The sequence below is a fragment of the Corynebacterium gallinarum genome (genome assembly GCF_014837045.1).
Lineage (GTDB): Bacteria > Actinomycetota > Actinomycetes > Mycobacteriales > Mycobacteriaceae > Corynebacterium > Corynebacterium gallinarum.
This window is the reverse complement of record NZ_JACSPR010000004.1, coordinates 13,941-39,347: the sequence shown is the minus strand read 5'-3', so window position 1 is coordinate 39,347 and position 25,407 is coordinate 13,941. Positions and strand designations below refer to the sequence as shown.

Genomic DNA, 25,407 nt, shown 5'->3' with positions numbered 1-25,407 from the left:
AGCAGGAGAAGCGAAGAACACGATGAGTGATCACCTGGACACCGGCAACGGTGCCACCCCTGAAGGCGTATCCTACGCAGCCGCCGGCGTGGACATCGAGGCCGGTGACCGTGCCGTCGAACTGTTTGCCCCACTGGCCAAGCGTGCAACCCGCCCGGAGGTCCGCGGCAACCTCGGTGGTTTCGCCGGATTGTTCGAGCTGGGTAAGTACCGGAAGCCGATCCTGGCCGCGGGTTCCGACGGCGTGGGCACCAAGCTCGTTGTCGCCCAGATGATGGACAAGCACGACACCATCGGTATCGATCTCGTCGCCATGTGCGTCGACGATCTGGTCTGCTGTGGCGCCGAGCCGCTGTTCCTGCAGGACTACATCGCCATCGGCAAGGTTGTGCCCGAGCATGTCGCCGAGATCGTCTCCGGCATCGCCGAGGGTTGTGTCCAGGCCGGCGCGGCGCTGCTCGGTGGGGAAACCGCCGAGCACCCGGGTGTCATGGAGCCGGGCCACTACGATGTCTCCGCCACCGCCGTCGGCGTGGTCGAGGCTGATGAGCTGCTCGGACCTGAGCGTGTGCGTGCCGGTGATGTCATCATCGGCATGGCCTCCTCCGGCCTGCACTCCAACGGCTACTCCCTGGCCCGCCACGTCCTCTTCGACACCGCGGGGCTGACCGTGGATTCCCACATCGAGGAACTCGGACGCACCCTCGGTGAGGAACTGCTCGAGCCGACACGCATCTACTCCAAGGACTGCCTGGCGCTCATCGCTGAGTGCGAGGTGCACGTGTTCTGCCACGTCACCGGTGGTGGACTGGCCGGCAACATGTCCCGCGTGATCCCGGAGGGCCTGGTCGCGGAGATGTCGCGTGCCACCTGGACCCCGGGGCAGATCTTCCGCTCCATCGCCTCCCTGGGCCGTGTGCCACGTGAGGAGATGGAGAAGACCTTCAACATGGGTGTCGGCATGGTGGCCGTCGTGGCGGAGAAGGACCGTGACCGCGCGCTGGCGATGCTCACCGCCCGCCACATCGACTGCTGGGAGCTGGGCACCGTCCGCAACGGCGAGGACGGCGAACCCAACGTCATCCTCAGCGGAGACCACCCCGGGTACTGATCCCTCTGATTATTAAAGCCCCGACTTCGGTCGGGGCTTTAGCTGTGTCCACACTCATCAAAAACGACTCAGACGGCGCGCGGTCCATCACGAGCCGGGATCCTGGAGTGGGAACACAGAAGGGATGTACTCCAGGAGGGTGCCCATGATAAACCGTGCGCCGTCTGAGGCGGTAGTGGTGAATGGGAGAAGACCGCTTTCACTGGTGTCGCAACACCCTGAAACGGCCACAAGCCACCAGATGATGAAATGATGAGTTGATCAATCGGCTACAGACACGTGTGCCTGTGGCCGTACTGATCAACAGATGAAAAAGTCAGCGCGCGCCGTAGGCGCGGTGCTGTTCATCTTCCTCATCCCAGTTCGCATAAGCTGCGTACTGGTCCTCATCACGAGGGGCATCGGAGTAGGAACGCCGGGGAGCTTGTGCCAGCTCCCGCTGCAGTTGATCGAGATCCATTTCTGGAGAGCTGTACTTCAACTGGCGAGCAACCTTGGTCTGTTTTGCCTTCGCGCGACCGCGACCCATTGCCTGACCCCCTTGGAGTGAGCGGAACGTCCCTGGGAATGTGAACGCCCCATGGGCTTTTCAAGATGTATTAACTGTATTCCTGATAGACACAATAGCCTGTTGACGCGGAAATTTCTGCAACATAGCCATGACCTGCACTGATGGTGGGCGGGAACGCCAAAGTAGACGACTTTCGTCATCATGAAAGTCGCCTCTTGGAAGGCTGTTTCCGCCCTGGTTTCCCTGCCCGGTTAGTCCCTGCCGCGGAGCTTGTTCACGGCGGCGCGTCCGCGCTGTTCGCCGTCGTCGACGGGGAGGGAATCCGGGTCCACGGTGACCGCCACGTCACCGACGGTGAGATCGGAATCCAAGGCGCTGCGCTTGACCAGTGCGAGGGCGATGGGGCCGAGGTCGCAGTCGTGGATCACCGTGCCCAGACGACCCACGGTGCGGGTGCCGGAGGTGATCTCCGCACCGACGGCCGGGGCGACGGGGGCTGACCCATCCAGGTGCAGCAGGACCATCACCCGTGGGGACCGCCCGAGGTTGTCCACGCGCGCGACGGTTTCCTGCCCGCGGTAGCACCCCTTGGTCAGGTGGACGGCACCCAGGTGCTCATCCCGGCCGATCCAGTGGGGGATCTCATGGGGGATGGTCTTGGCGTCCAGATCGGGTCCCTCCGGTTCCAGGGCCTTGACGCGCTCGGCCCAGTAGGCCATCAGGCCGGTGAGCCGGGCGCCGGCGGCCAGGAGCTTGTCGACGCTTGATTCGAAGGACCCGCGGGGCACGGCGACGTCGATACGCGTAGGGCCGTTCCAATCCACAGTGCGCCGGAAGACCACGTCCGGGAGGGGGATCTCCCCGCCGATCAGGGTGATGATCGCCAGGTCCGCTTCTTCGACGGTGACCTCGGACCAGAAGATCATCTTCTGGAGGTAGGCGATGAGGGAGTCAAATTCCGCCGCGGAGGTGTCGAGATAGAACACCCCGTCCACGACGGTGACCATCATTGTGTGTTGGATGCGACCCTGCGCATCCAGATCCAGTGCGCGGGCGGTAAAACCGTCCTCCGCGGCATCGACCTTCTGGGACAGAATATTGTTGAGGAACGCGGGGGCATCAGGTCCATCGACTCGGATCACCTTGCGGTTGGAACGGTCAATCAGACCGGTTCCGGTTTCGAAGATGCGTTGTTCGACGAGCGGGGAACCATAATGCCACGCGACACCTTCCGTACCCGCCACAGCGGCGTCATCCTGAGCTTCCGCCGCCCCATCCCTGCCCAGAAGGGGAGAAATGTAACGCTGCGGATCAGTCTGTTCACGGTTGGTATCGTTCGCGACCTCGGAGAGTTCGTTAGCCACAGACTCGACTGTACGCGGAAACTGCCCGCGAGGGGTAGTCGGCGAAACAGGCCAATGGTTACAACCGGTGGGCGGAACCTCCCGGAACCAGGCATAATCAGCGATTATGGTGTCTCTACCCAGTCGAATGCCCGAACCCACCCCCGTGATCATGATCGTCGAACCCTATGGGGGATCAATCCGTCAACAGAACCCCAACCTGCCCATGGTGTTCTGGGATGACGCTGCCGTCACCCGCGGGGACGGCATCTTCGAAACAATCCTCATCCGGGAGGGGCGGGCCTGTAACCTCGACCGTCACTCCGAACGCTTCAAGGCCTCCGCCGCGCTGCTGGGGTTACCCGCCCCGGTGATGGACTCGTGGGTGAAGGCGACCCAGATGGCCATCGACTCCTGGTATGAACACCCCGCTGCGGGGGATGCCTCCTGCACGTGGACCCTGAGCCGGGGGCGGGCCAGCACCGGCCTGGCCTCGGGTTGGGTGACGGTCCAGGCGGTGTCGCGGGAAAAGCTCAGCCAACGTGAGCGGGGTGTGGAGGTCATGACCAGCCCACGCGGGTACACCATCGACACCAGACTCCCCGGGGTCAGGGACGTCACCCGTGGGGATGTCGAGGGGGTGGAGGATGCTCCCGCGCCGTGGCTGACGGTGGGGGCCAAGACGCTGAGCTACGCCGCGAACATGGCGGCGGTGCGGTGGGCCCGGGCGCATGGCTACGATGACGTCATCTACACGGAGGGGGACCGGGTGCTTGAGGGGGCGACCTCCACCGTGGTCAGCGTCAAGGGGGACAAACTGCGCACCCCGACCCCCGGCGGGGATATCCTCCCCGGCACCACCCAGGCGGCCCTGTTTGAGTATGCGACCACCCAGGGCTGGCGGTGCAAGACCAAGAAGGATCTCACCATTGATGACCTGCTGGGGGCGGACAGCATCTGGCTGGTGTCCTCCGTGCGGATCGCCGCCCGCGTCACCCGCCTGGACGGGCACAAGTTGCCCCGCCCGTCCAATGAGGAGGAGATCAAGGCCCTGATTGTCGGGGCCCTGGGCTGATCAGCCGATGATGCGCTGCAGCTGCGCGGACATGCGTGGCTTCAGTTCCCCATCCACCAGGCGCTCATCCACCCAGCCGAGCTCGTTGGTGGGCAGCAGGCCGTAGAGGCGCTTGCCCGGGCCGAGGGTGGCGGGGCCGGTGGCGGTGACCATTGTGGAGGCGGATTCCAGCTCCCAGGCGCGCTCGTTGATGGGCTGGCCGTAGTAGATCTCCACGACACCACTGGCGTGGGTGCACACGAATTCGATCTCGTCCTGGAGGTTGATGCGCCAGAACCCGGTTTCGCGCTGGTCCGGGCCGACGGTGGCGCCCTCGCTGTCCAGCTTCCACACGCGTGATTCGAAGGACAGGTAGTTCTCGCCGTCGTGGGAGAAGATGATCTGCTGGCCGAAGGAGTACTGCCCGCCCTCCGGGGTGTCAGCCTGACCCTCACCGCGCCACACACCCACCAGGGGCAGGAGTGCGAGCAGTCCGTCGTGCAGATTCGGACCCAGGCGCAGGTTCGCGGTGTCTTCGGGGATGGGCAGATCATCCAGGGTGGGGATGTTGCGGTGGGCGGTGTTCTTGGCCTGCTCGGCCGCCAGGTTGACGGCGTCATTCCCGCTGATGGCGGGGGAGTCGGACAAGGATGGCGCGTCCGCTCCCAGGCCGGGAACGCCCGCATTGCCGCCGGTCGTGTTGGTGTCGTTTTCGCTCATGGAGTCAAGACTAGCGTTTACCCACTACGCTTGGACAACGTGCATCTCCTATTGATCGCGAACCCGCAATCCACCTCCCAGACCGCAGAGCTCTTCCGCCGTGTGGTGCCCAAGTTGCTTGCCATCGACGGACTCACCCTGGAGACCCGGTTCACCCATTACAGCGGGCATGCCGAGGAGATGGTCCGGGGAATGACCCGCGCAGATGCGGATGTCATCGTCCCCGCCGGTGGGGATGGCACCGTCAACGAGGTGATCAACGGCCTGCTCGGCAACGCCGGCGAGCGGCTCACCGACTGGCGTGAGGTACCCGCCATGGCTGTGCTGCCAACCGGGTCAGCCAATGTGTTCGCCCGGGCCCTGGGCTACCCCTCTGATACCTATGCTGCGGCGGACATGCTCATCGATCTGATCAGGGGGGATCTGCGGCGCACCATCTCGCTCGGAACCTGGAGTGAACATGGGCGGGATAGGGAGAAAGGCCGGGAGGGGCACTGGTTCGCGGTGAACGCGGGTTTCGGGATCGACGCGGATGTGATCGCGCGGATGGAACGTGTCCGCTCCCGGGGGTTCGCCGCCTCCCCGTTCCAGTATCTGCTGCTGAGTACCCGCGCCTGGTTGTCCACCCAGGTGGACCCGCCGAAGATCACTGTGGAGGCTGTCAGCGCTGACGGCGAGCAACTGCGGCGGGAGAATGTACCCATGCTGTTCGCCTCCAACACCAACCCGTGGACCTTCTTCGGCCCGCTACCGGTGGTGACCAACCCCCGCAACTCCTTCGACATGGGGCTCGGGCTCTTCGGTGTCACCAGTGTGCACGGGCTCGGCGGTGTGGCCGCCCTGATGCATCTGATCGGAGTGGGACACGGGAAGCGCTACGAGAAGCTGGTGGCCCGGCGCACCATCCAGTTCGACAATGTCGAACACCTCACCCTGACCTGTGCGAGGGAACAACGTTTCCAGGTCGACGGTGAGTTCGTCGGCGCGTACCGTCAGGTCCACCTCGACGCGGTGGCGGATGCGTTTGAGGTGTTCGCCCCCGACGTCAACCCGAATCCGCCCATGATGGCCTGGTACCGCCATATCCTCCACTACGTCCGCGATGCGGTGCGGGTGCGCACCACCGCAGCCTAGTCCGCGCTGTCCGCCTCCGGGGCCGCCAGCGGGGACAGTTCCCGCATGGTGATCTCCACATTGCGGGCCTGGGACTGGAAGTGGATGGACCCACCGGACAGGTAGACGGCCATGGCACGGTCAGCCAGGGGGAGTGTGCGGGTGTCGATGCGCCAGGAGAACGCAGATTCCACATCGGCGAGAGTGAGGTCGGGGAGGGAGGCGTCGACAAGCTCGACGGGCACCATCTGGAACTCGGACCCGACCAGCCGCAGCGTCACCAGCACGCTCACGGGGTCCTCGTACCCGGGTGGGGTGCCGGTGAGCACGGCCTCGCTGGCCATCCCACCGGAGGGGGAGACATCCGTGGGGTGGGCGATATCCAGATCCGTGATTTCAAGGTGGGAACCCAGCGCCACACCATCCATCCGCAGTGTGCGGGTGAACGTCTCGGCACGCGCCCCCTCGAGATCCCCGGAGAATACCTGGGCGGGCGACACCGCGACCTCCTGCACCTCGGTGCGTGCATTGACCACGCCGATGCCGGGCACCGACACATCCAGCATGTTCACGCTGACGTGATCGAGTTCCCCCGTGACCAGGGCGAGGGTGTAAAGACCGCTGCCGGCATAGACCGCAGGTTCGACCTCCAGGTCGGCGGAGTCCGCCACCGCACGGGAGATGGTGCGTTCCGCCCGGGCGGCGATGGCTGAATCAACAAGCCAGAACACCACACCCACGATGGCGATGATGCTGATGATCCCTATGGTCCTGCCTACCCGCTTCTGCACCCCTCTATCTTTACCGCACGGGCCCACCAAAGAGTGAAGTGAGTGGCTACGCTTGGGCCCATGAACACATCGATCACCACCACCCACCTCTATAATCACCGCGACCTCCGCGAACAGGCCCTGATCATGCTGAAGGAGGTCAGGGCCATCGATGGCGTCGAGGCGCTCTCGGAGCAGTTCGTGCGCGGACTGGCCGAACCGGGTCTCGGGCACACCCACTACACGGTCTCCGTCGACGGTCGGATCGTCGGGCTCGCCGCCACGGATGGGGAGACCAGCGAGTTGGCCGTCCACCCGGCGCACCGTCGCCAGGGGATCGGCAGGGAGCTTATCGACGCCCTCCCCACCAACGGTGTCTGGGCGCATGGGGACATTCCCCCGGCCCAGGCCCTGGCCTCCTCACTGGGGCTGAACAAGACCCGTGAACTACTGGTTATGGCGATCGATGGTGACGCCCTGCGTGAGGCGGCCGTCTATGACAACCCCGCGGGAATCACCAACAGCTCCTTTAAGACCGCCCCCGGCACCCGCGATGAGGTGGAGGAGAAATGGCTCAAGGCCAACAACGAGGCCTTCCACTGGCATCCAGAACAGGGCGGATGGGACCGCAACCGCCTGACGCGCGCCCAGAGCGCCTCCTGGTTCAAGGAGAGTGATGTCCTCTTCCTCTGGGAAGGGGATGAACTCGTCGGATTCCACTGGGTGAAGAAACACTCCGATGAACTCCAGGAGATCTATGTGGTGGGACTTGCCGAGGCCTACCGCGGGAAGGGGCTCGGGGATCCCCTCGTCCGCCTCGGCCTGCGCCACATGGCCAACGGCGGTGCGCGCCGGGTCATTCTCTATGTGGAGGCGGATAATGATTCCGCAGTTGCCGCCTATGAAAAGCTGGGATTCACGGTGGCGGAACGCCATGTTGTCTATGAAAAATAGGCGAAGAGGGTATGAGGAGCATGAAGGTAGAACGTGAGCATCCCCCGGAATGGGGGCAGTCAGGGAGCGTAAACCCTCAAAAAACCTCTAATTTAGTGACTCGTGTCGCGTTCTGGGGGCATTGAGAGCTTACCGGGTAGTGAATTCGCTTAAAGATATCCTTAAGTTCACGTTCCGTTAACCAGATCGGCCTTAGTTGGTCATTTCCGCCCCATAGGTTCTTACTCCGTGAGCAACCCACGGGTCGGAACCGGCCCAGAGAAACAATCCGGGGTTGCTCTGACGATGTATAACAACACCGGAAAGGCTTCCCTGTGAACCTCATCTTCAAGCGTTCTGCTGCCCTCGTTGGCGCCGTGGCCGTCAGCTCCTTCGCCCTCGTTGCCTGTGGCGACTCCGAAGAGACCGACACCACCGGCACCACCGCCGAGACCACCACCGAGGGCCTGATCGGCACCTCCGGCCAGCTCGTCGGTGAGGGCGCTTCCTCCCAGCAGGCTGCAATGGACTACTTCGGTGTCCAGTACTCCGAGGCTGTTGACGGCGCATCCCTCGCCTACACCGCGTCCGGTTCCGGCTCCGGCCGTAAGAACTTCGTCGGTGGCCAGGTTGCCTTCGGTGGCTCCGACTCCCCGATGGATGATGAGCAGGCCGCAGAGGCCATGGACCGTTGCGATGGCAACGAGGCCTGGCACCTGCCCTTCGTTATCGGCCCTGTCGCCATCGCCTACAACCTGCCCGGCGTTGAGGGCCTGAACCTCTCCACCGCTACCGTGGCAAACATCTTCAAGGGTGAGATCACCAAGTGGAACGATGACGCCATCGCCGCTGAGAACGAGGGCGTTGACCTCCCCGACACCGACATCTCCGTTGTCTACCGTTCCGATGAGTCCGGCACCACCGACAACTTCCAGAAGTTCCTGACCGCCGCTGAGCCTGACCTGTGGGAGACCTCAGGCCAGGTCTTCCCGGCAGCTGTCGGTGAGGGCGCCAACGGCTCCAACGGTGTTGCATCCCAGGTCACCGCAATCGAGGGTGGCATCACCTACGTTGAGGCCGGCTTCGCGCAGCAGCAGAATCTCGGTATTGCCAACCTCGACTTCGGCAACGGCCCGGTTGAGCTCAACGCTGAGTCCGTCGGCGTGGCACTGGACAACCTTGAGTTCCTCACCGAGGGCAACAACATGGTCGTTGACACCGAGGCACTCTTCGCCGCCGACGACGCAGGTTCCTACCCGCTGATTCTCACCACCTACGAGATCGTCTGCTCCGCTGGCTACGACGACACCACCCGCGACCAGGTCAAGGACTTCCTGACCGTCGCACTCGACTCCCAGGATGAGAACCTTGAGGCTCTCGGCTACATCCCGGTCACCGGCAACCACTACGACCGCCTGGTCGAAGCAGTCGCGGCAATCCAGTAAATAACTGCCTCGACCGTGGGGTTGCCGTGAGGCAACCCCACACCCTGTTCCCCCGGGCACCTTCCCACGACCACAAGGTTGAGAGAAAGTGCCCGGTGGAACTATCGCATGTTTGAAGCGACTATCCGTCAGTTAAGGAATTACACCCATCATGGCCCGAAATGAGTCAGCTACTGAGTCACATGAGCTGGATCCACTTCACGCTCAGACCCACCCAGTGGCAACCATCGGCAACACCGCACAGCCCGAGAATCCCAAGCCGATCGCGGCCAAGGAATCGGGAAATGTGAAACGCCCCGGAGATCGTATCTTCGAGATTTTATCTACTGCCTCCGCGGCAATCATCACGGTGATGATCGCGGCCATCGGTGCGTTCCTTATCTGGCGCGCAATCCCAGCCCTCAGCAATAACGTCGGCGGGCTCGTCGGCTTCTTCACCTACTCCGGCGCCTGGGACACCTCCGATACCCAGGCGATGAGCTTCGGTATCCCCAATCTTCTGGCCGCCACCATGCTCATCTCGGTGGTCGCCCTGCTGATCGCCATGCCGATCGCACTCGGCATCGCGATCTTCCTCTCTAACTACGCACCGAAGCGACTGGTCAAGCCACTGGGCTACACGGTGGATATGCTCGCGGCGGTCCCGTCGATTGTCTACGGACTCTGGGGCTGGCAGGTCCTCGGCCCTGCATTGAGCAACTTCTACATCTGGCTGGAGAGCTGGGCCGGTGGGTTCTTCCTGTTCGCCACCTACTCCAACTCCCCGGCATTCGCCACCGGCCGTAATATGCTCACCGGTGGCATCGTCCTCGCCGTGATGATCCTGCCGATCATCGCCGCAACGGCACGTGAGGTGTTCGTCCAGACCCCGAAGGGGCACGTTGAGGCAGCACTCGCCCTTGGTGCCACCCGCTGGGAGGTCGTCCGCATGACCGTTCTGCCATTCGGTATGTCCGGTTACATCTCCGGCGCCATGCTGGGTCTGGGTCGCGCACTCGGTGAGACCATGGCGCTGTACATGGTGGTCTCCCCGTCCTCGGCCTTCCGCTTCTCGCTTTTCGACGGTGGCACCACCTTCGCCACCGCCATCGCCAACGCCGCAGCCGAGTTCAACGACGATACCCGCGCCGGCGCCTATATCGCAGCCGGCCTGGTCCTGTTCCTTTTGACCTTCATCGTCAACGCCGCAGCGCGTGGCATTGTTAACAGCGGAAAGTAGAGGGTTCCACACATCATGACTAACAACATTTCCGCAGTAAGCACCCCGCGGATGGATGAGCAGTTGAAGAACAGCTCCGCCTTCTCGGATATCTCCAGCCGACGCAAGACCGTCGATGGTTTCGCCAGCTTCCTTATCTACATGTCGATGTTCGTCGCTGCCATCCCACTGGTGTGGGTGCTCTGGACGGTCATCTCCAGGGGTCTCGCCCCGATCCTCACCGTTGACTGGTGGACCACCTCCCAGCAGGGCGTGCTCCTCCAACTGCCCGGTGGCGGTGCGCTGCATGCCATGATCGGTACCCTCGTTCAGGCATTGATCACCTCTGTCGTGTCCATCCCGATCGGTATCTTCACCGCCATCTACCTGGTCGAATACGCCAACGGCAACCGACTCGGCCGCATCACCACCTTCATGGTGGACATCCTCACCGGTGTGCCTTCCATCGTGGCCGCACTGTTCATCTACTCCATGTGGATCGTGCTGTTCGGTTTCGACCGCTCCGGTCTCGCCGTGGCCCTCTCCCTGGTCATCCTCATGGTTCCGGTCATCATCCGAAACACCGAGGAGATGCTCCGCGTGGTTCCGCATGACCTGCGCGAGGCGTCCTACGCTCTGGGTGTGCCGAAGTGGAAGACCATCGCCAAGATCGTCCTGCCGACCGCCCTATCCGGTATTGTCACCGGCGTCATGCTGGCCATCGCCCGCATCATGGGTGAGTCCGCACCGGTCCTCGTGCTCGTCGGTTCCACCCAGGCCACCAACTGGGACCCCACCACCGGCCCGCAGTCTTCACTTCCACTGATGATGCTGGACATGTACAAGGCCGGTACCGCACCGGCAACCCTGGACAAGCTGTGGGGCGCAGCCCTCACCCTGGTTCTGATCATTCTCGTCCTCAACATCGGCGCACGACTGATCTCGGCCAAGTTCTCGGTCAAGCAGTAACCCCACACTTTTTCACGCAACACCCCTTCAGGAGAAAAACCAGCGATGTCGAAGCTCAAGCTCAATGATGTCAACATCTACTACGGCGATTTCCACGCCGTCCAGAACGTGAACCTCGAGGTCCCGGCACGTTCGGTCACCGCCTTCATCGGACCATCCGGTTGCGGCAAGTCCACCGTGCTGCGTTCCATCAACCGGATGCATGAGGTCATCCCGGGTGCCTACGTCGAAGGCGAGATCCTGCTCGATGGCGAGAACATCTACGGCTCCAAGATCGACCCGGTAGCCGTCCGTAACACCATCGGCATGGTCTTCCAGAAGGCCAACCCGTTCCCAACCATGTCCATCGAGGACAATGTGGTCGCGGGCCTGAGGCTCTCCGGTGAGAAGAACAAGAAGAAGCTCAAGGAGGTCGCTGAGCAGTCCCTGCGCGGTGCCAATCTCTGGGAAGAGGTCAAGGACCGTCTGGACAAGCCGGGTGGTGGCCTCTCCGGTGGTCAGCAGCAGCGTCTGTGCATCGCCCGCGCCATCGCGGTCAAGCCGGAGGTCCTCCTCATGGATGAGCCCTGCTCCGCTCTCGACCCGATTTCCACCCTGGCTGTGGAGGACCTCATCCACGAGCTGAAGGAGGAGTTCACCATCGTGATCGTGACCCACAACATGCAGCAGGCTGCACGTGTGTCCGATCAGACCGCCTTCTACTCCCTGGAGGCCACCGGCAAGCCGGGTCGCCTCGTGGAGCTCGGACCGACCAAGAAGATCTTCGAGAATCCCGACAACAAGGAGACCGAGGACTACATCTCCGGTCGCTTCGGATAAGCCAGACCAACAAAACCGCCGTGCAGTAGTGCACGGCGGTTTTTCCTTTGGGTCGGTAAACTGCGGGTACATCAAAGGGAGGAAAGTACATGCTGCAGGGATCAGATCCACGTGCTGTGACCGACCAGAAGCGCCTTCAGGGGCCTGTGCAACGCATGGACGGTAACTGGACCGTCCTGGGGCATTCTGAGGCCCGTGCGGTGGCCAATAATCCGCACGTGTTCTCCTCTGCCGCCTCCCGGTTCCTTCAGCTGCCTAACGGCCTCGATGGCGCGGAGCACTGGGAATTCCGCTCCCTGATCGACCGATACCTCACCAGGGCTGTGGTCGCGGAGCTGGAACCGACGCTCCGGAGCATTGCTGACGAAGTGGTGGCGGAGACTGGGGGCGTCGACAAGCAGGACGCGCTGGAGCTCGGCATCACCTTCGCTGTGCGCGCGATGACCGCCTGGCTGGGCTGGCCCCGGGAACTCGAACCACGGTTGGTTGAGTGGGTGCACCGCAACGCCGAGGCCTCACGTTCCGGTGATGATTCCAGGCTGGCGACGGTGGCCGCTGATTTCGACGCGATCATCCGCCAGGTGGTGGAACCACGCCTGACCGATGCTTCCATCACGGACGTCACCGCCAGCCTGGTACGTGATGAATCACTGGGTCGAGCGCTCGAATTCGAGGAGATCGTGTCCATCCTGCGCAACTGGACCGGTGGGGACCTGAGCTCCATGGCGCTGTGTATCGGCGTGGTGGTGCAGGCGCTCGCGCACAACCGGGCCATCCAGGACCGCATCCGCAGCGGTGTGTCAGACCGGGAGCTGGAGGCGATCATCGATGAATTCCTGCGCATCGACAGCCCTTTTGTCACCAACCGTCGCGTCACCACCTGCCCGGTGACACTCGGGGGCCAGCGGATCGGGGCGGGGGAGCAGATCAACATCAACTGGACCTCCGCCAACCGCGATGAGCGCGTCTTCGACGACCCCGACGCCTTCAACCCGCACAATCTCGCGGCGAACCTCGTCTGGGGAACCGGGCCCCACGAATGCCCGGGAAGGGACCTATCCATGGCGGAGCTGCGGAGTTTTATCCGTGCGCTTGTCGACGCCCACCTGGTCACCCCCGACGGTGAGCCGGAGCGTGCCACCTACCCGCTGGGTGGCTACATCTCCGTGCCGGTGAGACTGACGGCGCGTTAGGTCAGGGGGTTCTTCCCGCTGCGGAACTGTTTCTCCAGCTCGACCCAGCGGCGTTCCACGTCGGCCTCGATCTCCTCCTGCTTGCGTTTGCGGATGTATTCCTCCGGCTGCAGGCCACTGGAGAGGTACACCACGCGGGCTGCCACATTGACGGTGTGGTCGGCGTAGCGTTCATAGAAGCGCGACAGCAGCCCCAGATCCACCGCCTCGCGGGCGGAATAGGGCCACTCGCGGACGGTGAGCAGACCCATGATGTGGTGGTGGAGATCATCCACGGCATCATCATCTGACGATAGTGCCAGGGCGATGTCCGCGTCCGGCGCGATGAGAACCTCGCGGATCTTGTCGGACATGTTGGTGACCAGGCGACCGAGTTCCTTCACAAAGCCCTGCAGATCGGCGGGGACCACCGGCTCCGGGTGGCGGCGGCGTGCAGCGCTGGCCACATGCATGCCCAGTGCACCCATGCGGTTGAAGTCCTCCACGATGTAGATGGAGGAGACCACCTGGCGCAGGTCGCGGGCGACCGGGGTTTCCAGGGCGAGGAGTTCCACTGCCTGCACCTCACAGCGCAGGCGGACCTCCTCCAACTGATCGGCATTGGATAGGGCCGCCTCAGCAGAGGCCAGGGAGGTGTTGACCAGGGCCTCCGTGGCCTTGGTCATCGTGTCCTTGGTGAGATCACACAGGATGATGAGATCGTGTGCGAACTGGTCGAGTTGCTGCCGGTATGCCATACGCATGGGCCCAACTATAAGCTCTTGAGGCCGAAACCGCAGGCCCCACGGGCGAAAAGGTCTAGGCCAGACGTATTAGCCGCCGGAGTTCTCCATCTCCGCACCGACCGGAACGGTGTCATCCTCCGGATCGTCGAGCCAACCGTCGGGAAGCGCGACCTTGGCCGAGGAGCCCTTGCGGCCCCGAGCACCGTCGGCGTCCTCAGCCCGCGCGGTGGAGGTGGCCCACGGTGCCAGGAGGTCCTCCAGCTCGGTGTAGGTGGATACGCGAGCCAGGTTGGCGCGGAACTCACCTCCGACCGGAAAACCGCGGAGATACCAGCCCATGTGCTTACGCAGGTCACGGATGCCCTTGAGCTCCCCGTCGTGCTGCACCAGCAGCTCGGCGTGGCGGAGGATGATCTGGGTAACCTCACCGAGGGTGGGTTCCTCCGGGATGGGTTCCCCGCGCACGGCGGCGGACAGTTCGGCGAACAGCCACGGGCGTCCCAGGCAGCCGCGGCCGACCACCACGCCGTCGCATCCGGTCTGCTCCATCATCCGGGTGGCATCTGCGGCAGCGAAGATGTCCCCGTTGCCCAGCACCGGCACGCCGGTGTCGGCTAGATGCTCCTTGAGGCGGGCGATCTCATTCCAGTCCGCCTGGCCGGAGTAGCGCTGCGCCGCGGTGCGGGCATGCAGCGCCACGGACTTCGCGCCAGCGTCGACAGCGATGCGGCCGGCATCGAGGTGGGTGTGGTGGTCGTCGTCAATGCCCACGCGGAATTTCACCGTGACGGGGATGTCGGTGCCCTCCGTGGCGCGTACGGCTGCGGAGACGATGTTCTCAAACAGGCGACGCTTGTAGGGGATGGCGGAGCCACCGCCACGGCGGGTCACCTTGGGCACCGGGCAGCCGAAGTTCATATCAATGTGATCGGCGAGGTTCTCGTCCACGATCATCTTCGCAGCTTCATAGGTGTACTGCGGGTCCACCGTGTACAGCTGCAGGCTGCGCGGATTCTCATCCGGGGCGAAGGTGGTCATGTGGAGGGTCTTCTCGTTGCGCTCCACCAGGGCACGCGCCGTGACCATCTCACAGACGTACAACCCGGAGATCGTCCCGGTGCGCTGCAGCTCCTGCTCACGACACAGGGTGCGGAACGCCACGTTGGTGACACCTGCCATGGGGGCCAGGATCACCGGGGAAGCGAGGTCAAAGGGTCCGATCTTGAGAGTCACACTCTCTATTGTCCTATCTCACCCGGTGGGGGCAAAATATCGCTGTCCTGTCGCGTGGCTGGGGCATTAATTTCATGCGGTCCCCCTCCCGAGCGGGGATCAACGGGATAGGTCCAATGTCAAGCAGGGGGTGGGGATCCGTCCCGATCCGCGCAGATCACACCCCAAATTCGGACATTTGATGATGTGATGGTTTATCCTTAGGGACACAACATCATAAAGTGGGGTACGTCATAAAACCTCCGCGGTAGTGATTTGGCAGCAGGTTCAGCTTCCTTTTGCTAGGCGGAGGGTTTCACATGTGCCGCAGTACGATTGTCCGCCGGAGTCCCCGGCTACCTGAGGAGGTAACCAATGTCAGATCGCATTGCTTCGGAGAAGCTGCGTTCCAAGGTCATGTCTGCCGATGAGGCAGCTCAGTTCGTCAACGCCGGTGACAAGGTCGGTATGTCCGGCTTCACCGGTGCTGGCTACCCGAAGGCCCTGCCGACCGCCATCGCCAACCGCGCGAAGGAAGCACACGCAGCAGGTTCCGAGTACGCGATTGATCTGTTCACCGGTGCATCCACCGCACCTGACTGCGATGGTGTTCTCGCAGAAGCCGACGCCGTCCGCTTCCGCATGCCTTATGCCTCTGATCCGATCATGCGTAACAAGATCAACGAGGGCAAGATGGGATACTCCGATATCCACCTGTCCCACTCCGGTCAGTACGTGGAGAACGGCTTCTTCGGCAAGCTGAACGTCGCCATCGTGGAAGCAGTCCGCATCACCGAAGAAGGCCACATCGTGCCTTCCTCCTCCGTGGGCAACAACGTTGAGTACCTGGCTGCTGCTGAGAAGATCATCATTGAGGTCAACTCCTGGCAGTCCCTGGATCTTGAGGGCATGCACGACATCTGGAACATGCCTAAGCTGCCTAACCGCATTGCCATTCCAATCAGCAACGCTGGTGACCGCATTGGTAAGTCCTACATCGAGATCGACACCGACAAGGTTGTCGCCGTTGTTGAGACCAACACCCCGGACCGCAACGCGCCATTCAAGCCAGTCGATGAGGTCTCCCAGAAGATCGCCGGCAACTTCCTCGATTTCCTCGAGGGCGAGGTTGCCGCTGGTCGCCTGTCCTACGACGGCTATGTCATGCAGTCCGGCGTGGGCAACGTCCCCAACGCTGTGATGGCAGGCCTGCTGGATTCCAAGTTCGAGAACATCCAGGCCTACACCGAGGTCATCCAGGACGGCATGGTCGACCTCATCGACGCCGGCAAGATGACCGTTGCCTCCGCCACCTCCTTCTCACTTTCCCCTGAGTACGCGGAGAAGATGAACAACGAGGCCGCACGTTACCGCGAGTCCATCATCCTGCGCCCACAGCAGATCTCCAACCACCCGGAGGTCATCCGTCGTGTTGGCCTGATCGCCACCAACGGCCTGATCGAAGCCGACATCTACGGCAACGTGAACTCCACCAACGTCTCCGGCTCCCGTGTCATGAACGGCATCGGCGGCTCCGGCGACTTCACCCGCAACGCCTACATCTCCTCCTTCATCACCCCATCTGAGGCCAAGGGTGGTGCGATCTCCGCGATCGTTCCTTTCGCCTCCCACATCGACCACACCGAGCACGATGTCATGGTGGTCATCTCCGAGTACGGCTACGCCGACCTGCGTGGCCTGGCACCTCGTGAGCGCGTATCCAAGATGATCGCCCTGGCGCATCCTGACTACCGCCCACTGCTGGAGGAGTACTACGCACGCGCCACCTCCGGTGACAACAAGTTCATGCAGACCCCGCATGACCTGGCCACCGCGTTCGACTTCCACCGCAACCTGGCCAAGAATGGCTCCATGAAGAGCCAGGATCAGCTGGTCTAGTCCCTCAGCTGTCTGATGAAGCCGCCCCACGGGGCGGCTTTTGTCATTCGTCCCGGCCCCCCGGATAGGTGATCCTGGGTGGGGAGCCGACGGGGATGGGAATTTTTCGGGATGATGGGCTGGCAGAAGGCATTCACCGACCACACCACCTTTGGAAGAGGTCCCACCGATGACCCAGACATCCTCCTGCCCCTTTGCCCCCGGCGAACAGGCCCCCAACCTGCTGCGCCACGGTTATCTTTTTCTCTCCCGTCTGCGCCGCAAGGCAGGTATCTCGCCCGATGCCAACACCCCGCTGCGTTCGCGCATGATGTTCAAGCCCGTGACCATCGTGCGCGGTTCGGCCGGGGTGGAGTTGTTCTATGACAATGACCGGATGAAACGCGACGGGGCCATGCCCGCGGTGATCCGCATCCCCCTGTTCGGTGAGGGAGCGGTGCATTCGCTGGACGGTGAGGAACACCGTCTGCGCAAACGTCAGCTCGCCGATGTCGCCTATGACGATGACAAGGTCGCCGAGTTCGATGTCCTCGTCCGCAGGGAGGTGGATCGGGTGGTGCAGGACTGGGCCCGTGAACCCGGGACGGTCTATGACGGCGCGGCGCTGGCCTTCGGGCGCGCGGCCTACCGCTGGGCGGGCATTGAGCTCAGTCAGAAAGAAGCCAGCCGACGCGCCCATCAGATGGCTGAGCTGGTGTATCAGTTCGGCCATCCCCTCAAAGGTCACGCCCTGGGCTGGATCAACCGGGCGCGGTTGAACAGGTGGGCCGCGAAGCTCATCAGGCAGGCACGCGCCGGGGAGCGGCACGTGGCACCGGGTAGCGCGCTGGAGGCCATGTCCCGGTTGGTCGGTCCGGACGGGGAGCTTGTCGACGCCTCCATCGCCGGCATCGAATTACAGAACCTCACCCGACCCACCGTGGCGGTATCCCTGTTCGCCTCCTTCGCCGGCAGTGCCCTGGTGGATCACCCCGAGTGGGTGGAGAAGATCCGCGAGGGAGGGCAACCTGTGGCCTTCGCCTTCGCCCAGGAGGTGCGCCGCGTCTACCCGTTTGTGCCCATGCTGCCGGCGATCGCCACCACCGACACCGAGATCCAGGGCTGCCCCGTGCATGAGGGTGAACGGGTGATCATCGACATCTACGGCACCAACACCGACCCCAATGAGTGGGAGAACCCGAGTGCGTTCCAGCCAGAGCGCTTCCTGTCTCAGGGTGATCTGACCACTCAGGAGGACTACGAGAAGCTCGCCAGCTTTGTACCCCAGGGCGGGGCCGGGGTGTACACCGGTCACCGCTGCCCCGGGGAGAAGATCGCCATGGCCGCACTCACAGCCATGGTGGAGGCCCTGTGCAGGCCCGGTGTGGTGCTCTCCACAGATCCGGCCGATACCCGTTTCCCCTGGACACAGATGCTCACCCGCTCCGAAACCGGCATGCGGGTGCGTGTGGAACGGTGATCGCAGGGGATTTCCGGGGGGTCGTTTTCCATCTGGAAAACCCATGAACTAATATGTGCAGAGTTGGGCCTTTAGCTCAGTTGGTAGAGCTACGGACTTTTAATCCGCAGGTCCCGGGTTCGAGCCCCGGAGGGCCCACAAACGCCCCCGCTTCGACATATTACTGCCGAAGCGGGGGATAATTTGGTTAAGTCTATTCGAGTGGTATGAGCATCAGCCCGACTCAGTGGGGATTAACTGACTTACGGCCACCGGTTCCTCTACCACGATCGCCTCCCTAAAGCTCGCGGAAAGATCAGCGTCAACCGCATCGGTAGCCGCTTTGGTCAGCATTGCGGCCGTGTCTTTCAAGACGCCGAGTTGCATATGATGACGCTGCTGGATCCAGTCCTCATGCTGCTCCGCCAACTCTGCCCCGACAAGGCGAACGACTGAGCCTCGGTCAGGGAAGATTCCGACCACGTTCGTGCGCCGGCGGATTTTCTTATTCCATCGGGTCGATCGAATGAGGCGCTGAGGCCCTCGCGGAAGTCTCTTCGAGGATGTGTGGAAACTGCGCCGAAAGGCACCGTGGTGGCCTTCCGGTGTTCTTGATCAGGGAGTTCACCGTGCGATAGCTGTACACCACTCTGAGAACCGTAGCCTTCATTTTCTCCTACCTGTGCTGAACTTTTCGAGACGATAGGGGGTGGAAAAGGGGTGAAAAGTATTCAAACAATCACTTGAGAATATGATTTTGCTCATATTTCGGGTGGTGAACTTAAAGCGTGTGGATTTTCATTCGCTCAAATAGGCAGATTTTGTCCTACATCAGTAGTGGGGTGGCGAAGATGTGGGGTGATTCTTTCCTATAACGTGCGCCACCATAGGTAATTCCACAATTTTCAGAGAGGTGCATAGAACCAATGACTAGATTCCCATGGGCATGAAAAGGTCACTTCATTGCGGGAGGTTCTTATTTTCTGATGTTGATCAGCAAGTTTGCGAAGTGCTTAAAGAAGATTCTACTCGAATGGGGGCCTAGTGTGGGCAGGATTTGACTGATTTTCATACCTTGGCGATGCACAGGGGGTGAGTAACTATTCATAACAGCTTTAAAAAATGTGATGAACTCCCATGAGGTTCTGCTCGCGGGGCAATTAGGTAAGTCCAATGGTGACTTTGAATCACCTGGATTTCCTGTGATTATCCTATTTAGCTTAATAAAAGCTGAGGATTTGGCAGCTAATTTATCGATTGCTTTTGTTAAAAGCGTGATGTTATCGTGGCGATATCTACGCAGTGGGCTATTTTTAGCGGAAGGGACGGACAATGTCAGGCGGATTAGCGAATTGGCGACACCTCGTGCGAGTGGCTTGTGCGATGGGGTTGGCTATCTTGCTGTTCGTTCTGACAGCTCTTCCTGCCGAAGCTGTGCCCCTCAATCTGGAAAGCCGGACCGAGGAACCAGTAGCACTGACAGAGGATTCCGATACCGAGTCGTCTTCGCCAGTGGAGGAGGTGGAGTCTGAACGGGATGTTGATGATGTAAATAGCGGTGCAACTCTTGATTCGCCTTCAAATTCTGAAGCGAACGAGAACATTCCTACCCTTGAGTCGGGGACTGAACTTGAGCCACAATCGCCGGCGCTGTCCGAGACTGAGCAACTCCTCCAGTCGTTGAACCAGCTCAATGCAACGCTTTCACCCTTGGCTGTCGGTGATGATAACTGCAATAACGCAAATCCTGGCACTGGTGCTTATGCAGAAACACTGTGTTGGTTGGATTTCACTGGTTTTACCACGGCTTATCGAAATGTAGGTAGTTGGCTTCCGAATTGGCAAAGTGTGATGGGTTCCCAGTACACCGCTGGTGGCCGTATCGGCAACTGGGGAAATATTCAGAACTATGAGGTCAACATGGATCTTGGCGGTGGGTATGTTCTGAGGGCTGATCTTGATGTGACCGGAAATAATAATGCAGGTAAACAAGTGGTAGCAAATAGTTTTCCTACTTGGAGTGGGGCTTTTCTCGGAAACCGTAATTTCTATAGTGGTGTCGGGGGACGCCCCGCGCTATACCAAACTGGTAATGGGGGAGACACCTCTCTAACTCTTAAGAACATTGAACTTGAAAGAGACGGCACTCTTCTGCGTGATTATTCAATCGTTGTTGCTGATGCTGAATCCACAGACACGAACGAGTCGATCGACTGGACGACTACCGGAGAGGGGTTTAGATGGTTGCCAAATACCCCTCCCGGCGGTTCCAAGTTAAATGTGATGGGTAATGCGTGCAGCACTGCTAGCCCGGCTTGGAATTCAAGCACGCCTACTGCTCAGGCTTCCTGTAAGGGTGGCGCAAGCGGTAATAAGACTGGAACAGCCATGTTGGCTACTGCTCCGCCTTCAACCGGTTCATTTCAGATCACCCAGCAGATGAAGGGCAATGGTCTTCAAGGTGTTGCTTTCGGCGTGATTATCGCTCGAGCAGCAGTCCAGACTTCGGTTACAGACCGTATCGTAAACTCTTCCAATCAAGCTGCGGACCAGACTAACTTCTCTGGAACCATTCTCCAGACCATTGGCAATACCCAAATCGCAACCACGGAGACCGGGACCAACGCACTGCAAAGTCCAGAAGGAACTTCTGCGTTGCCAGTCAGTACATTGGGAACACAATTACGGTTCACCTCCGTGGCCTCCGGCTCTTTGGCCTCCTCTTATAGGTCCGCATGGAGATGTGAAAGGACAAACCCCGCGAACGGAACCACATCATATTGGCCATCCCAAACTACTACGAGCCCCACGCCACCGGCCCCATCAGATCCATTCACGCTACTTTCGGTAGGTCAGTATTTGAAGTGCAATATCGAATACACACCTCCTTATCTCACTCTTCTCAAAGAAGTAGATAATGGAGCGACAGCAGCGACACATACAGCTGCTGATTTCACTCTGCAAGCAACGCGACAGGTCAGCCCGGTATCGATGATTCGGGGACCTGGAAATCAGGCCGCGGCAGTGACAAAACGGGCCGTTGCAACCGGACAGTATGCACTTCAAGAAAATGGTCCCAACCCTGAAACCCAGGGGAATTGGCCTTATGGATATGATTGGGCAAACCTCGTCTGTGCTCCTCAACCAGGGTCTACTGCGCTTGGGGCATTTGCCCTCACTTCGGGACAGGACGGCACAGTAGCTGCTGGCAGCCTTCAGATAAATCCCGGCAATAATATTGTTTGCACCTATCGCAATGTCGCCAGAGAACCGCAACTTGAGGCAGAGAAGGAAGTTTTCGATGCCTCAGGAAATGTCGTGGATCGAGACAGTGTGGTCAATGCAAATGAGACCATCAGCTACAAACTGACTTTCCGAAATTCAGGCACCGCGGCAATGGAGCTAGATTACCGAGACTATCTGGGTGACGTCTTGGATGACGCTCAGTTTGTCACCAACAGCGTGAGAATCTCCAATGGTGAAGAAACTGCATACCCGAACCACATGGATGATCCGGGCATTGTGGTAACAGAGCAGCTCAATCAGCTTAATCCCCAACTCGGCATCACTGGAACCGTTCAGCGAGCCCAAACCAGAACAGTGTGGTTTAGGGTCACTGTGTTGTCCAACCAGGATAACGCTGGACCTCGTCAAGAAGGTATAGTCCGCAGCTCAGACGAAGCTCCTAACCAGGTGGGTTATATGCTGAGTAACTATCTCTTGCCTGCTGGTAGCCCAGTTCCTCAGGCATGCCCTGAACCAGCTCCTGGAGAACCATCTTCCTGCACACAGCATCCGGTTCCGGCCTGGTCCGTTGCTAAAGACTCACGTCCTGCCGATGGAGCGCGTCTGCACAAGGGCGGTAATACCCATTACCAGATCATCGCGACGAAGATGAATGCGGCAACGCCTCTTGAAGATCTGGTTTTCGAGGATGACCTGACTCACGTCTTTAAAACAGCAGGCTGGGCACCTGGTGCAGCTGTGCCCGGAGGAGCATTGAAGCGAGGAATCTATTTCTTCGATGAAAATGATCAGGCTCTTGATGCAGCTGGCGAGCCGGTCGGAACGGTAGCAGTTCCGGTCGCTGCTTTTGACGAAAACAGTGGGTACGTTCCAGAACCAACTTTTCATGTCGACACAGGTCGGTGGATTATCAGGTCACTCCCAGTAACTCTGCCTGTAAACGCTGTGCGTGCAGAAATGTGGTTTGCGGTGGAAGCTGGACAACTTCCAGCTAATATTCCCTCGAACTGGCCTGAAGACTCCAATCCTGCTTTTGGTTCCAAGTATGTTAATTATGTTCGAGCTCAGGCACAAGATGCCCTTTTACCTAATCAATGTAGCTTGGCTACCACCAACGCCCCGAATACTGGATTCTCTCCAACTGCTCCTATTCCGCAGGACGTTGATTTTCCTGAGGCCTGCCGGGTCATTCACCAAATGTCTGATAATTATTTCACCATTCGCAAGGATGCTCGGGGTGCAGGTGTCGAGTTTCCAGATTCCATTTCGGGATGGGGCGATTCCACGGGTCTTACAAATATGGTCGGCCATGAGTTTGAAATCCGTGATGATCAAGGTGGTGCTCCCACAGATCATCCATCTGTAAAGCTCTGCCGTGCGGAATACAACCCAACCATCTGGGATGGAAACTTTATTTCAGGAGGGACACCTGACTGGGGTGAAGATTCAGCTACTTTGGCCGCAATTATTGCGCATAATAATACTCTGCCAGCAGGATCACCGAATGAGCTTCCACTTTGCGGGTTATTTTATCCGCAGGGCACCTTTAGCGGACAGCCACACGCAGGTGGTCAGGATGGCCGCTGGCGATCGGAGTATCTCAGCGAGGGTGATTATTGGCTGGTTGAGACAAAAGCCCCGGAGTTGCAAATTAACAATGCAGGCACAGAACGACGCCCTGTTCCGGGTGTCCAGCTCTTGGCTCAACCAATTGGTTTCAGGGTGTGGCCAGAAGCGGATGCACCTTACTTTGGTACACAGAATCCCCAGCAATCGATGGAGGGCCGGGGACAGCTGGATATTGAAGGTCTAGAACAAGATCGGTGTTCCCCAGGTGCCCCGGTTGGAGAAAGACCAGTTGCCTGCGTTAACCCGACAGGTTACCTGATGATTGTTCAGGATGTAGTTCCCATAACCATGCCTTTGACTGGTGGCAAGGGGACAACATGGCTCATCGTTGCCGGTAGCGGTGTAATAACTGCTTCAGTGATCGGCTTGTGGTTGTGGCGTCGAAACCAGTCGCGGAGAATCATTGGTGGTGAGAATCCCATGTAGACGCTAGTGCTTTTGAAATGATTCCCACCTAATTCAGGAGGAAGTCAATGACTCCTCCGTCCCTTGAAAAGAAAGAAAACCATGCTCAACTTCACGACGCGTGGCCGCCTACAAGCAGCTAGCGCATTAATCATCAGCACTGTCCTGGTGTTGTTTGTTGCACTCTTCGGCGGTTCATCCGCTAGTGCACAGTCCCAGCCCCTCCCAACCTCGGTTCCCGTCACCATCACGAAGCTGTCTCAGCCCGGTACCCTGGGATCCGCGGCAACCGGCGAACCGCTATCAGCTTTGCCTGCGGGCGCAACCCCCATCAGAGATGTGGTTTTCGATTACTACCTGGTTGAAAATACCGGTGCAGACGGAACTGCTGATATTGGAACCATTGAAGGTCAGCGAGATGCTGCTAGTCTGACCCCTGCAACTGCAACTATTCCTGGTTCACCCACCGGTTCCTTCCCTGCTACATCTCCCGCAGGAGAGACCACCGCCACACTCCCACGCGGTCTTTATGTGGTTCAGGAAGACCCGACATCTGTTCCTGCGGGTGTTACTGCGGCAGCACCATTTATGCTGGCAGTGCCACTGACTAATCCTACTAATCTTGACGAGTGGCTTGATCATATCTACGTGTACCCAAAGAACTCTCAGATCGATGCTGAGAAGACGGTAGAAAATGCCGCTGACCTTATCGTTGGTGACACCGTAACCTGGACCATCAATGCGGATATTCCCCGGGTGGAAAATCCTGCCTATAATGGCTCAAACGCCCGATTCATCGCACCGGATTATTTCCGTATCGATGATACCCTTCAGGCAGATCAACTTGTGTTGGACCCTGCATTCAATGCAGTAAGCAACACCGGCATCAGGGTCACTGCTGGAACCACCTCGCTTGTTGAGGGAACCGACTATGGCATCACCGAGGATTCTTCTACTTCTGGAGCAAACACCTACCAGATCCTTTTCACCCAGGCTGGTCGTGAAGCCCTCGCAGCTGCGGTGAATTTAGATCCAATTGCGAAGGTGAGCGTAGAATTGGACACCAAGGTTCTTGCTGCAGAGGTCATCGACAACACGGCAAGTGTCTTTCCTAATCAAAACTCAGTGACTCAGAATGAACCCCTGGTCACCCCTGCGGAAGAAGTTCGCTACGGTAGCTACAATTTCCAGAAGGACAGTTCTGATGATGCCTTGACTGATCTCTCAGGCGCACAATTCCGCGTGTATTCCAATCTTGATGATGCTGAAGCACTCACCAACCACCTGGAGCCAACCACCGGTCCTACCGATGGCCTCTGGGAAACTGATGCGAGTGGACAGATCAGCATCAACGGTCTGCGGCACAGCGGATTCGCCGATGGCGAGTCCTTTACTGAGGCAGACCCGCGTTACATCACCTACTACCTGGTGGAAGTCCAGGCACTTGATGGCCACCAGCTTCTTGCCGCTCCAGTTCCATTCACTGTTGATGAAACCACTGGCGCTAGTACTCCATGGACTTCTGATGAAACGATTGTCAACCAGGCAACCACCGGTGCATTCGTGCTGCCGCTGACTGGTGGTTCGGGTACTGCGATGCTGACCATCGCCGGTATCTTGATCCTGGCGGTCGTGCTGTTCTTGGCGCGTCGTCGTTCCGCATCCGAGGCATAA

At 60.0% G+C, this 25,407-nt stretch carries 19 protein-coding genes, 1 tRNA gene and 1 pseudogene; 14 read left to right on the top strand and 7 right to left on the bottom strand.

What is annotated here, in order from left to right:
- Window positions 1-22: 22 nt before the first annotated feature.
- Window positions 23-1,111 carry a phosphoribosylformylglycinamidine cyclo-ligase gene (purM, locus tag H9627_RS06725; RefSeq protein ID WP_191733246.1) on the top strand — a complete coding sequence of 363 codons (1,089 nt, stop codon included), beginning with the start codon at window positions 23-25 and terminating at the stop codon, window positions 1,109-1,111.
- Window positions 1,112-1,427: 316 nt separating this feature from the next.
- Here the strand turns inward: purM and H9627_RS06720 are convergent, their stop codons facing one another.
- Both H9627_RS06720 and ygfZ read right to left on the bottom strand, forming a co-directional pair.
- Window positions 1,428-1,640 carry a DUF3073 domain-containing protein gene (locus H9627_RS06720; protein WP_191733245.1) on the bottom strand — a complete coding sequence of 71 codons (213 nt, stop codon included), beginning with the start codon at window positions 1,638-1,640 and terminating at the stop codon, window positions 1,428-1,430.
- A gap of 233 nt (window positions 1,641-1,873) precedes the next feature.
- The gene (gene ygfZ, locus H9627_RS06715) at window positions 1,874-2,986 is read right to left on the bottom strand and encodes a CAF17-like 4Fe-4S cluster assembly/insertion protein YgfZ (RefSeq protein ID WP_191733244.1); all 1,113 of its coding nucleotides are present in this window, start codon (window positions 2,984-2,986) and stop codon (window positions 1,874-1,876) included.
- A 127-nt stretch (window positions 2,987-3,113) separates the two neighbouring features.
- Between ygfZ and H9627_RS06710 the strand changes: the two genes are divergently transcribed.
- Complete coding sequence (locus H9627_RS06710) at window positions 3,114-4,040, top strand: aminodeoxychorismate lyase (RefSeq protein ID WP_191733243.1); 927 nt, start codon at window positions 3,114-3,116, stop codon at window positions 4,038-4,040.
- Here H9627_RS06710 and H9627_RS06705 read toward each other — a convergent pair whose 3' ends face one another.
- Window positions 4,041-4,739 carry an FABP family protein gene (locus tag H9627_RS06705; protein ID WP_191733242.1) on the bottom strand — a complete coding sequence of 233 codons (699 nt, stop codon included), beginning with the start codon at window positions 4,737-4,739 and terminating at the stop codon, window positions 4,041-4,043.
- Between the two features lie 30 nt (window positions 4,740-4,769).
- Here H9627_RS06705 and H9627_RS06700 point away from each other — a divergent pair, with 30 nt between their 5' ends.
- On the top strand, window positions 4,770-5,873 hold the full coding sequence (locus tag H9627_RS06700; RefSeq protein ID WP_191733241.1) for a diacylglycerol/lipid kinase family protein: 1,104 nt from the start codon (window positions 4,770-4,772) through the stop codon (window positions 5,871-5,873).
- Here the strand turns inward: H9627_RS06700 and H9627_RS06695 are convergent.
- Window positions 5,870-6,643, bottom strand: coding sequence for an LmeA family phospholipid-binding protein (locus tag H9627_RS06695; protein WP_191733240.1), 774 nt, complete (start codon window positions 6,641-6,643; stop codon window positions 5,870-5,872). The two genes, H9627_RS06700 and H9627_RS06695, sit on opposite strands and share 4 nt — an antisense overlap.
- Before the next feature lie 42 nt (window positions 6,644-6,685).
- On the opposite strand from H9627_RS06695, the gene mshD reads away from it, so the two are divergent.
- From mshD to H9627_RS06665, 6 genes are all read left to right on the top strand, one after another.
- Complete coding sequence (gene mshD, locus H9627_RS06690; RefSeq protein WP_191733239.1) at window positions 6,686-7,576, top strand: mycothiol synthase; 891 nt, start codon at window positions 6,686-6,688, stop codon at window positions 7,574-7,576.
- A 314-nt stretch (window positions 7,577-7,890) separates the two neighbouring features.
- Window positions 7,891-9,000: a phosphate ABC transporter substrate-binding protein PstS gene (gene pstS, locus H9627_RS06685; protein WP_191733238.1), complete on the top strand. Its 1,110-nt coding sequence runs from the start codon at window positions 7,891-7,893 to the stop codon at window positions 8,998-9,000.
- Between the two features lie 151 nt (window positions 9,001-9,151).
- Window positions 9,152-10,219 (top strand): phosphate ABC transporter permease subunit PstC, encoded by a 1,068-nt coding sequence (gene pstC / locus H9627_RS06680; protein WP_191733237.1) that lies wholly within the window; start codon window positions 9,152-9,154, stop codon window positions 10,217-10,219.
- Window positions 10,220-10,234: 15 nt separating this feature from the next.
- Entirely contained in the window at window positions 10,235-11,167 is a 933-nt protein-coding gene (gene pstA / locus H9627_RS06675) for a phosphate ABC transporter permease PstA (RefSeq protein WP_191733236.1), read from the top strand.
- A 45-nt stretch (window positions 11,168-11,212) separates the two neighbouring features.
- Window positions 11,213-11,986 carry a phosphate ABC transporter ATP-binding protein PstB gene (gene pstB, locus H9627_RS06670; RefSeq protein WP_191733235.1) on the top strand — a complete coding sequence of 258 codons (774 nt, stop codon included), beginning with the start codon at window positions 11,213-11,215 and terminating at the stop codon, window positions 11,984-11,986.
- A gap of 89 nt (window positions 11,987-12,075) precedes the next feature.
- A complete protein-coding gene (locus H9627_RS06665; RefSeq protein WP_191733234.1) occupies window positions 12,076-13,179 on the top strand; it encodes a cytochrome P450 in 1,104 nt (367 codons plus the stop codon).
- Here H9627_RS06665 and phoU read toward each other — a convergent pair.
- Together phoU and dusB are read right to left on the bottom strand one after the other, a co-directional pair.
- A complete protein-coding gene (gene phoU / locus H9627_RS06660; RefSeq protein ID WP_191733233.1) occupies window positions 13,176-13,922 on the bottom strand; it encodes a phosphate signaling complex protein PhoU in 747 nt (248 codons plus the stop codon). The genes H9627_RS06665 and phoU overlap by 4 nt on opposite strands.
- Before the next feature lie 69 nt (window positions 13,923-13,991).
- A complete protein-coding gene (dusB, locus tag H9627_RS06655) occupies window positions 13,992-15,137 on the bottom strand; it encodes a tRNA dihydrouridine synthase DusB (RefSeq protein ID WP_191733232.1) in 1,146 nt (381 codons plus the stop codon).
- Between the two features lie 354 nt (window positions 15,138-15,491).
- Here dusB and H9627_RS06650 point away from each other — a divergent pair, with 354 nt between their 5' ends.
- From H9627_RS06650 to H9627_RS06640, 3 genes are all read left to right on the top strand, one after another.
- On the top strand, window positions 15,492-17,015 hold the full coding sequence (locus H9627_RS06650; RefSeq protein ID WP_191733231.1) for an acetyl-CoA hydrolase/transferase family protein: 1,524 nt from the start codon (window positions 15,492-15,494) through the stop codon (window positions 17,013-17,015).
- A gap of 169 nt (window positions 17,016-17,184) precedes the next feature.
- Window positions 17,185-18,474, top strand: coding sequence for a cytochrome P450 (locus H9627_RS06645; RefSeq protein ID WP_191733230.1), 1,290 nt, complete (start codon window positions 17,185-17,187; stop codon window positions 18,472-18,474).
- A 65-nt stretch (window positions 18,475-18,539) separates the two neighbouring features.
- Window positions 18,540-18,612, top strand: a tRNA-Lys gene (locus H9627_RS06640).
- Between the two features lie 75 nt (window positions 18,613-18,687).
- Here the strand turns inward: H9627_RS06640 and H9627_RS06635 are convergent.
- A pseudogene (locus tag H9627_RS06635) lies at window positions 18,688-18,969 on the bottom strand (transposase); the annotation flags it as partial.
- 1,005 nt (window positions 18,970-19,974) lie between these two features.
- On the opposite strand from H9627_RS06635, the gene H9627_RS06630 reads away from it, so the two are divergent.
- Both H9627_RS06630 and H9627_RS06625 read left to right on the top strand, forming a co-directional pair.
- Window positions 19,975-23,754 carry a DUF7927 domain-containing protein gene (locus H9627_RS06630; protein WP_191733229.1) on the top strand — a complete coding sequence of 1,260 codons (3,780 nt, stop codon included), beginning with the start codon at window positions 19,975-19,977 and terminating at the stop codon, window positions 23,752-23,754.
- Window positions 23,755-23,835: 81 nt separating this feature from the next.
- Window positions 23,836-25,407, top strand: a complete 1,572-nt coding sequence (locus H9627_RS06625; RefSeq protein WP_191733228.1) for a SpaH/EbpB family LPXTG-anchored major pilin — start codon at window positions 23,836-23,838, stop codon at window positions 25,405-25,407.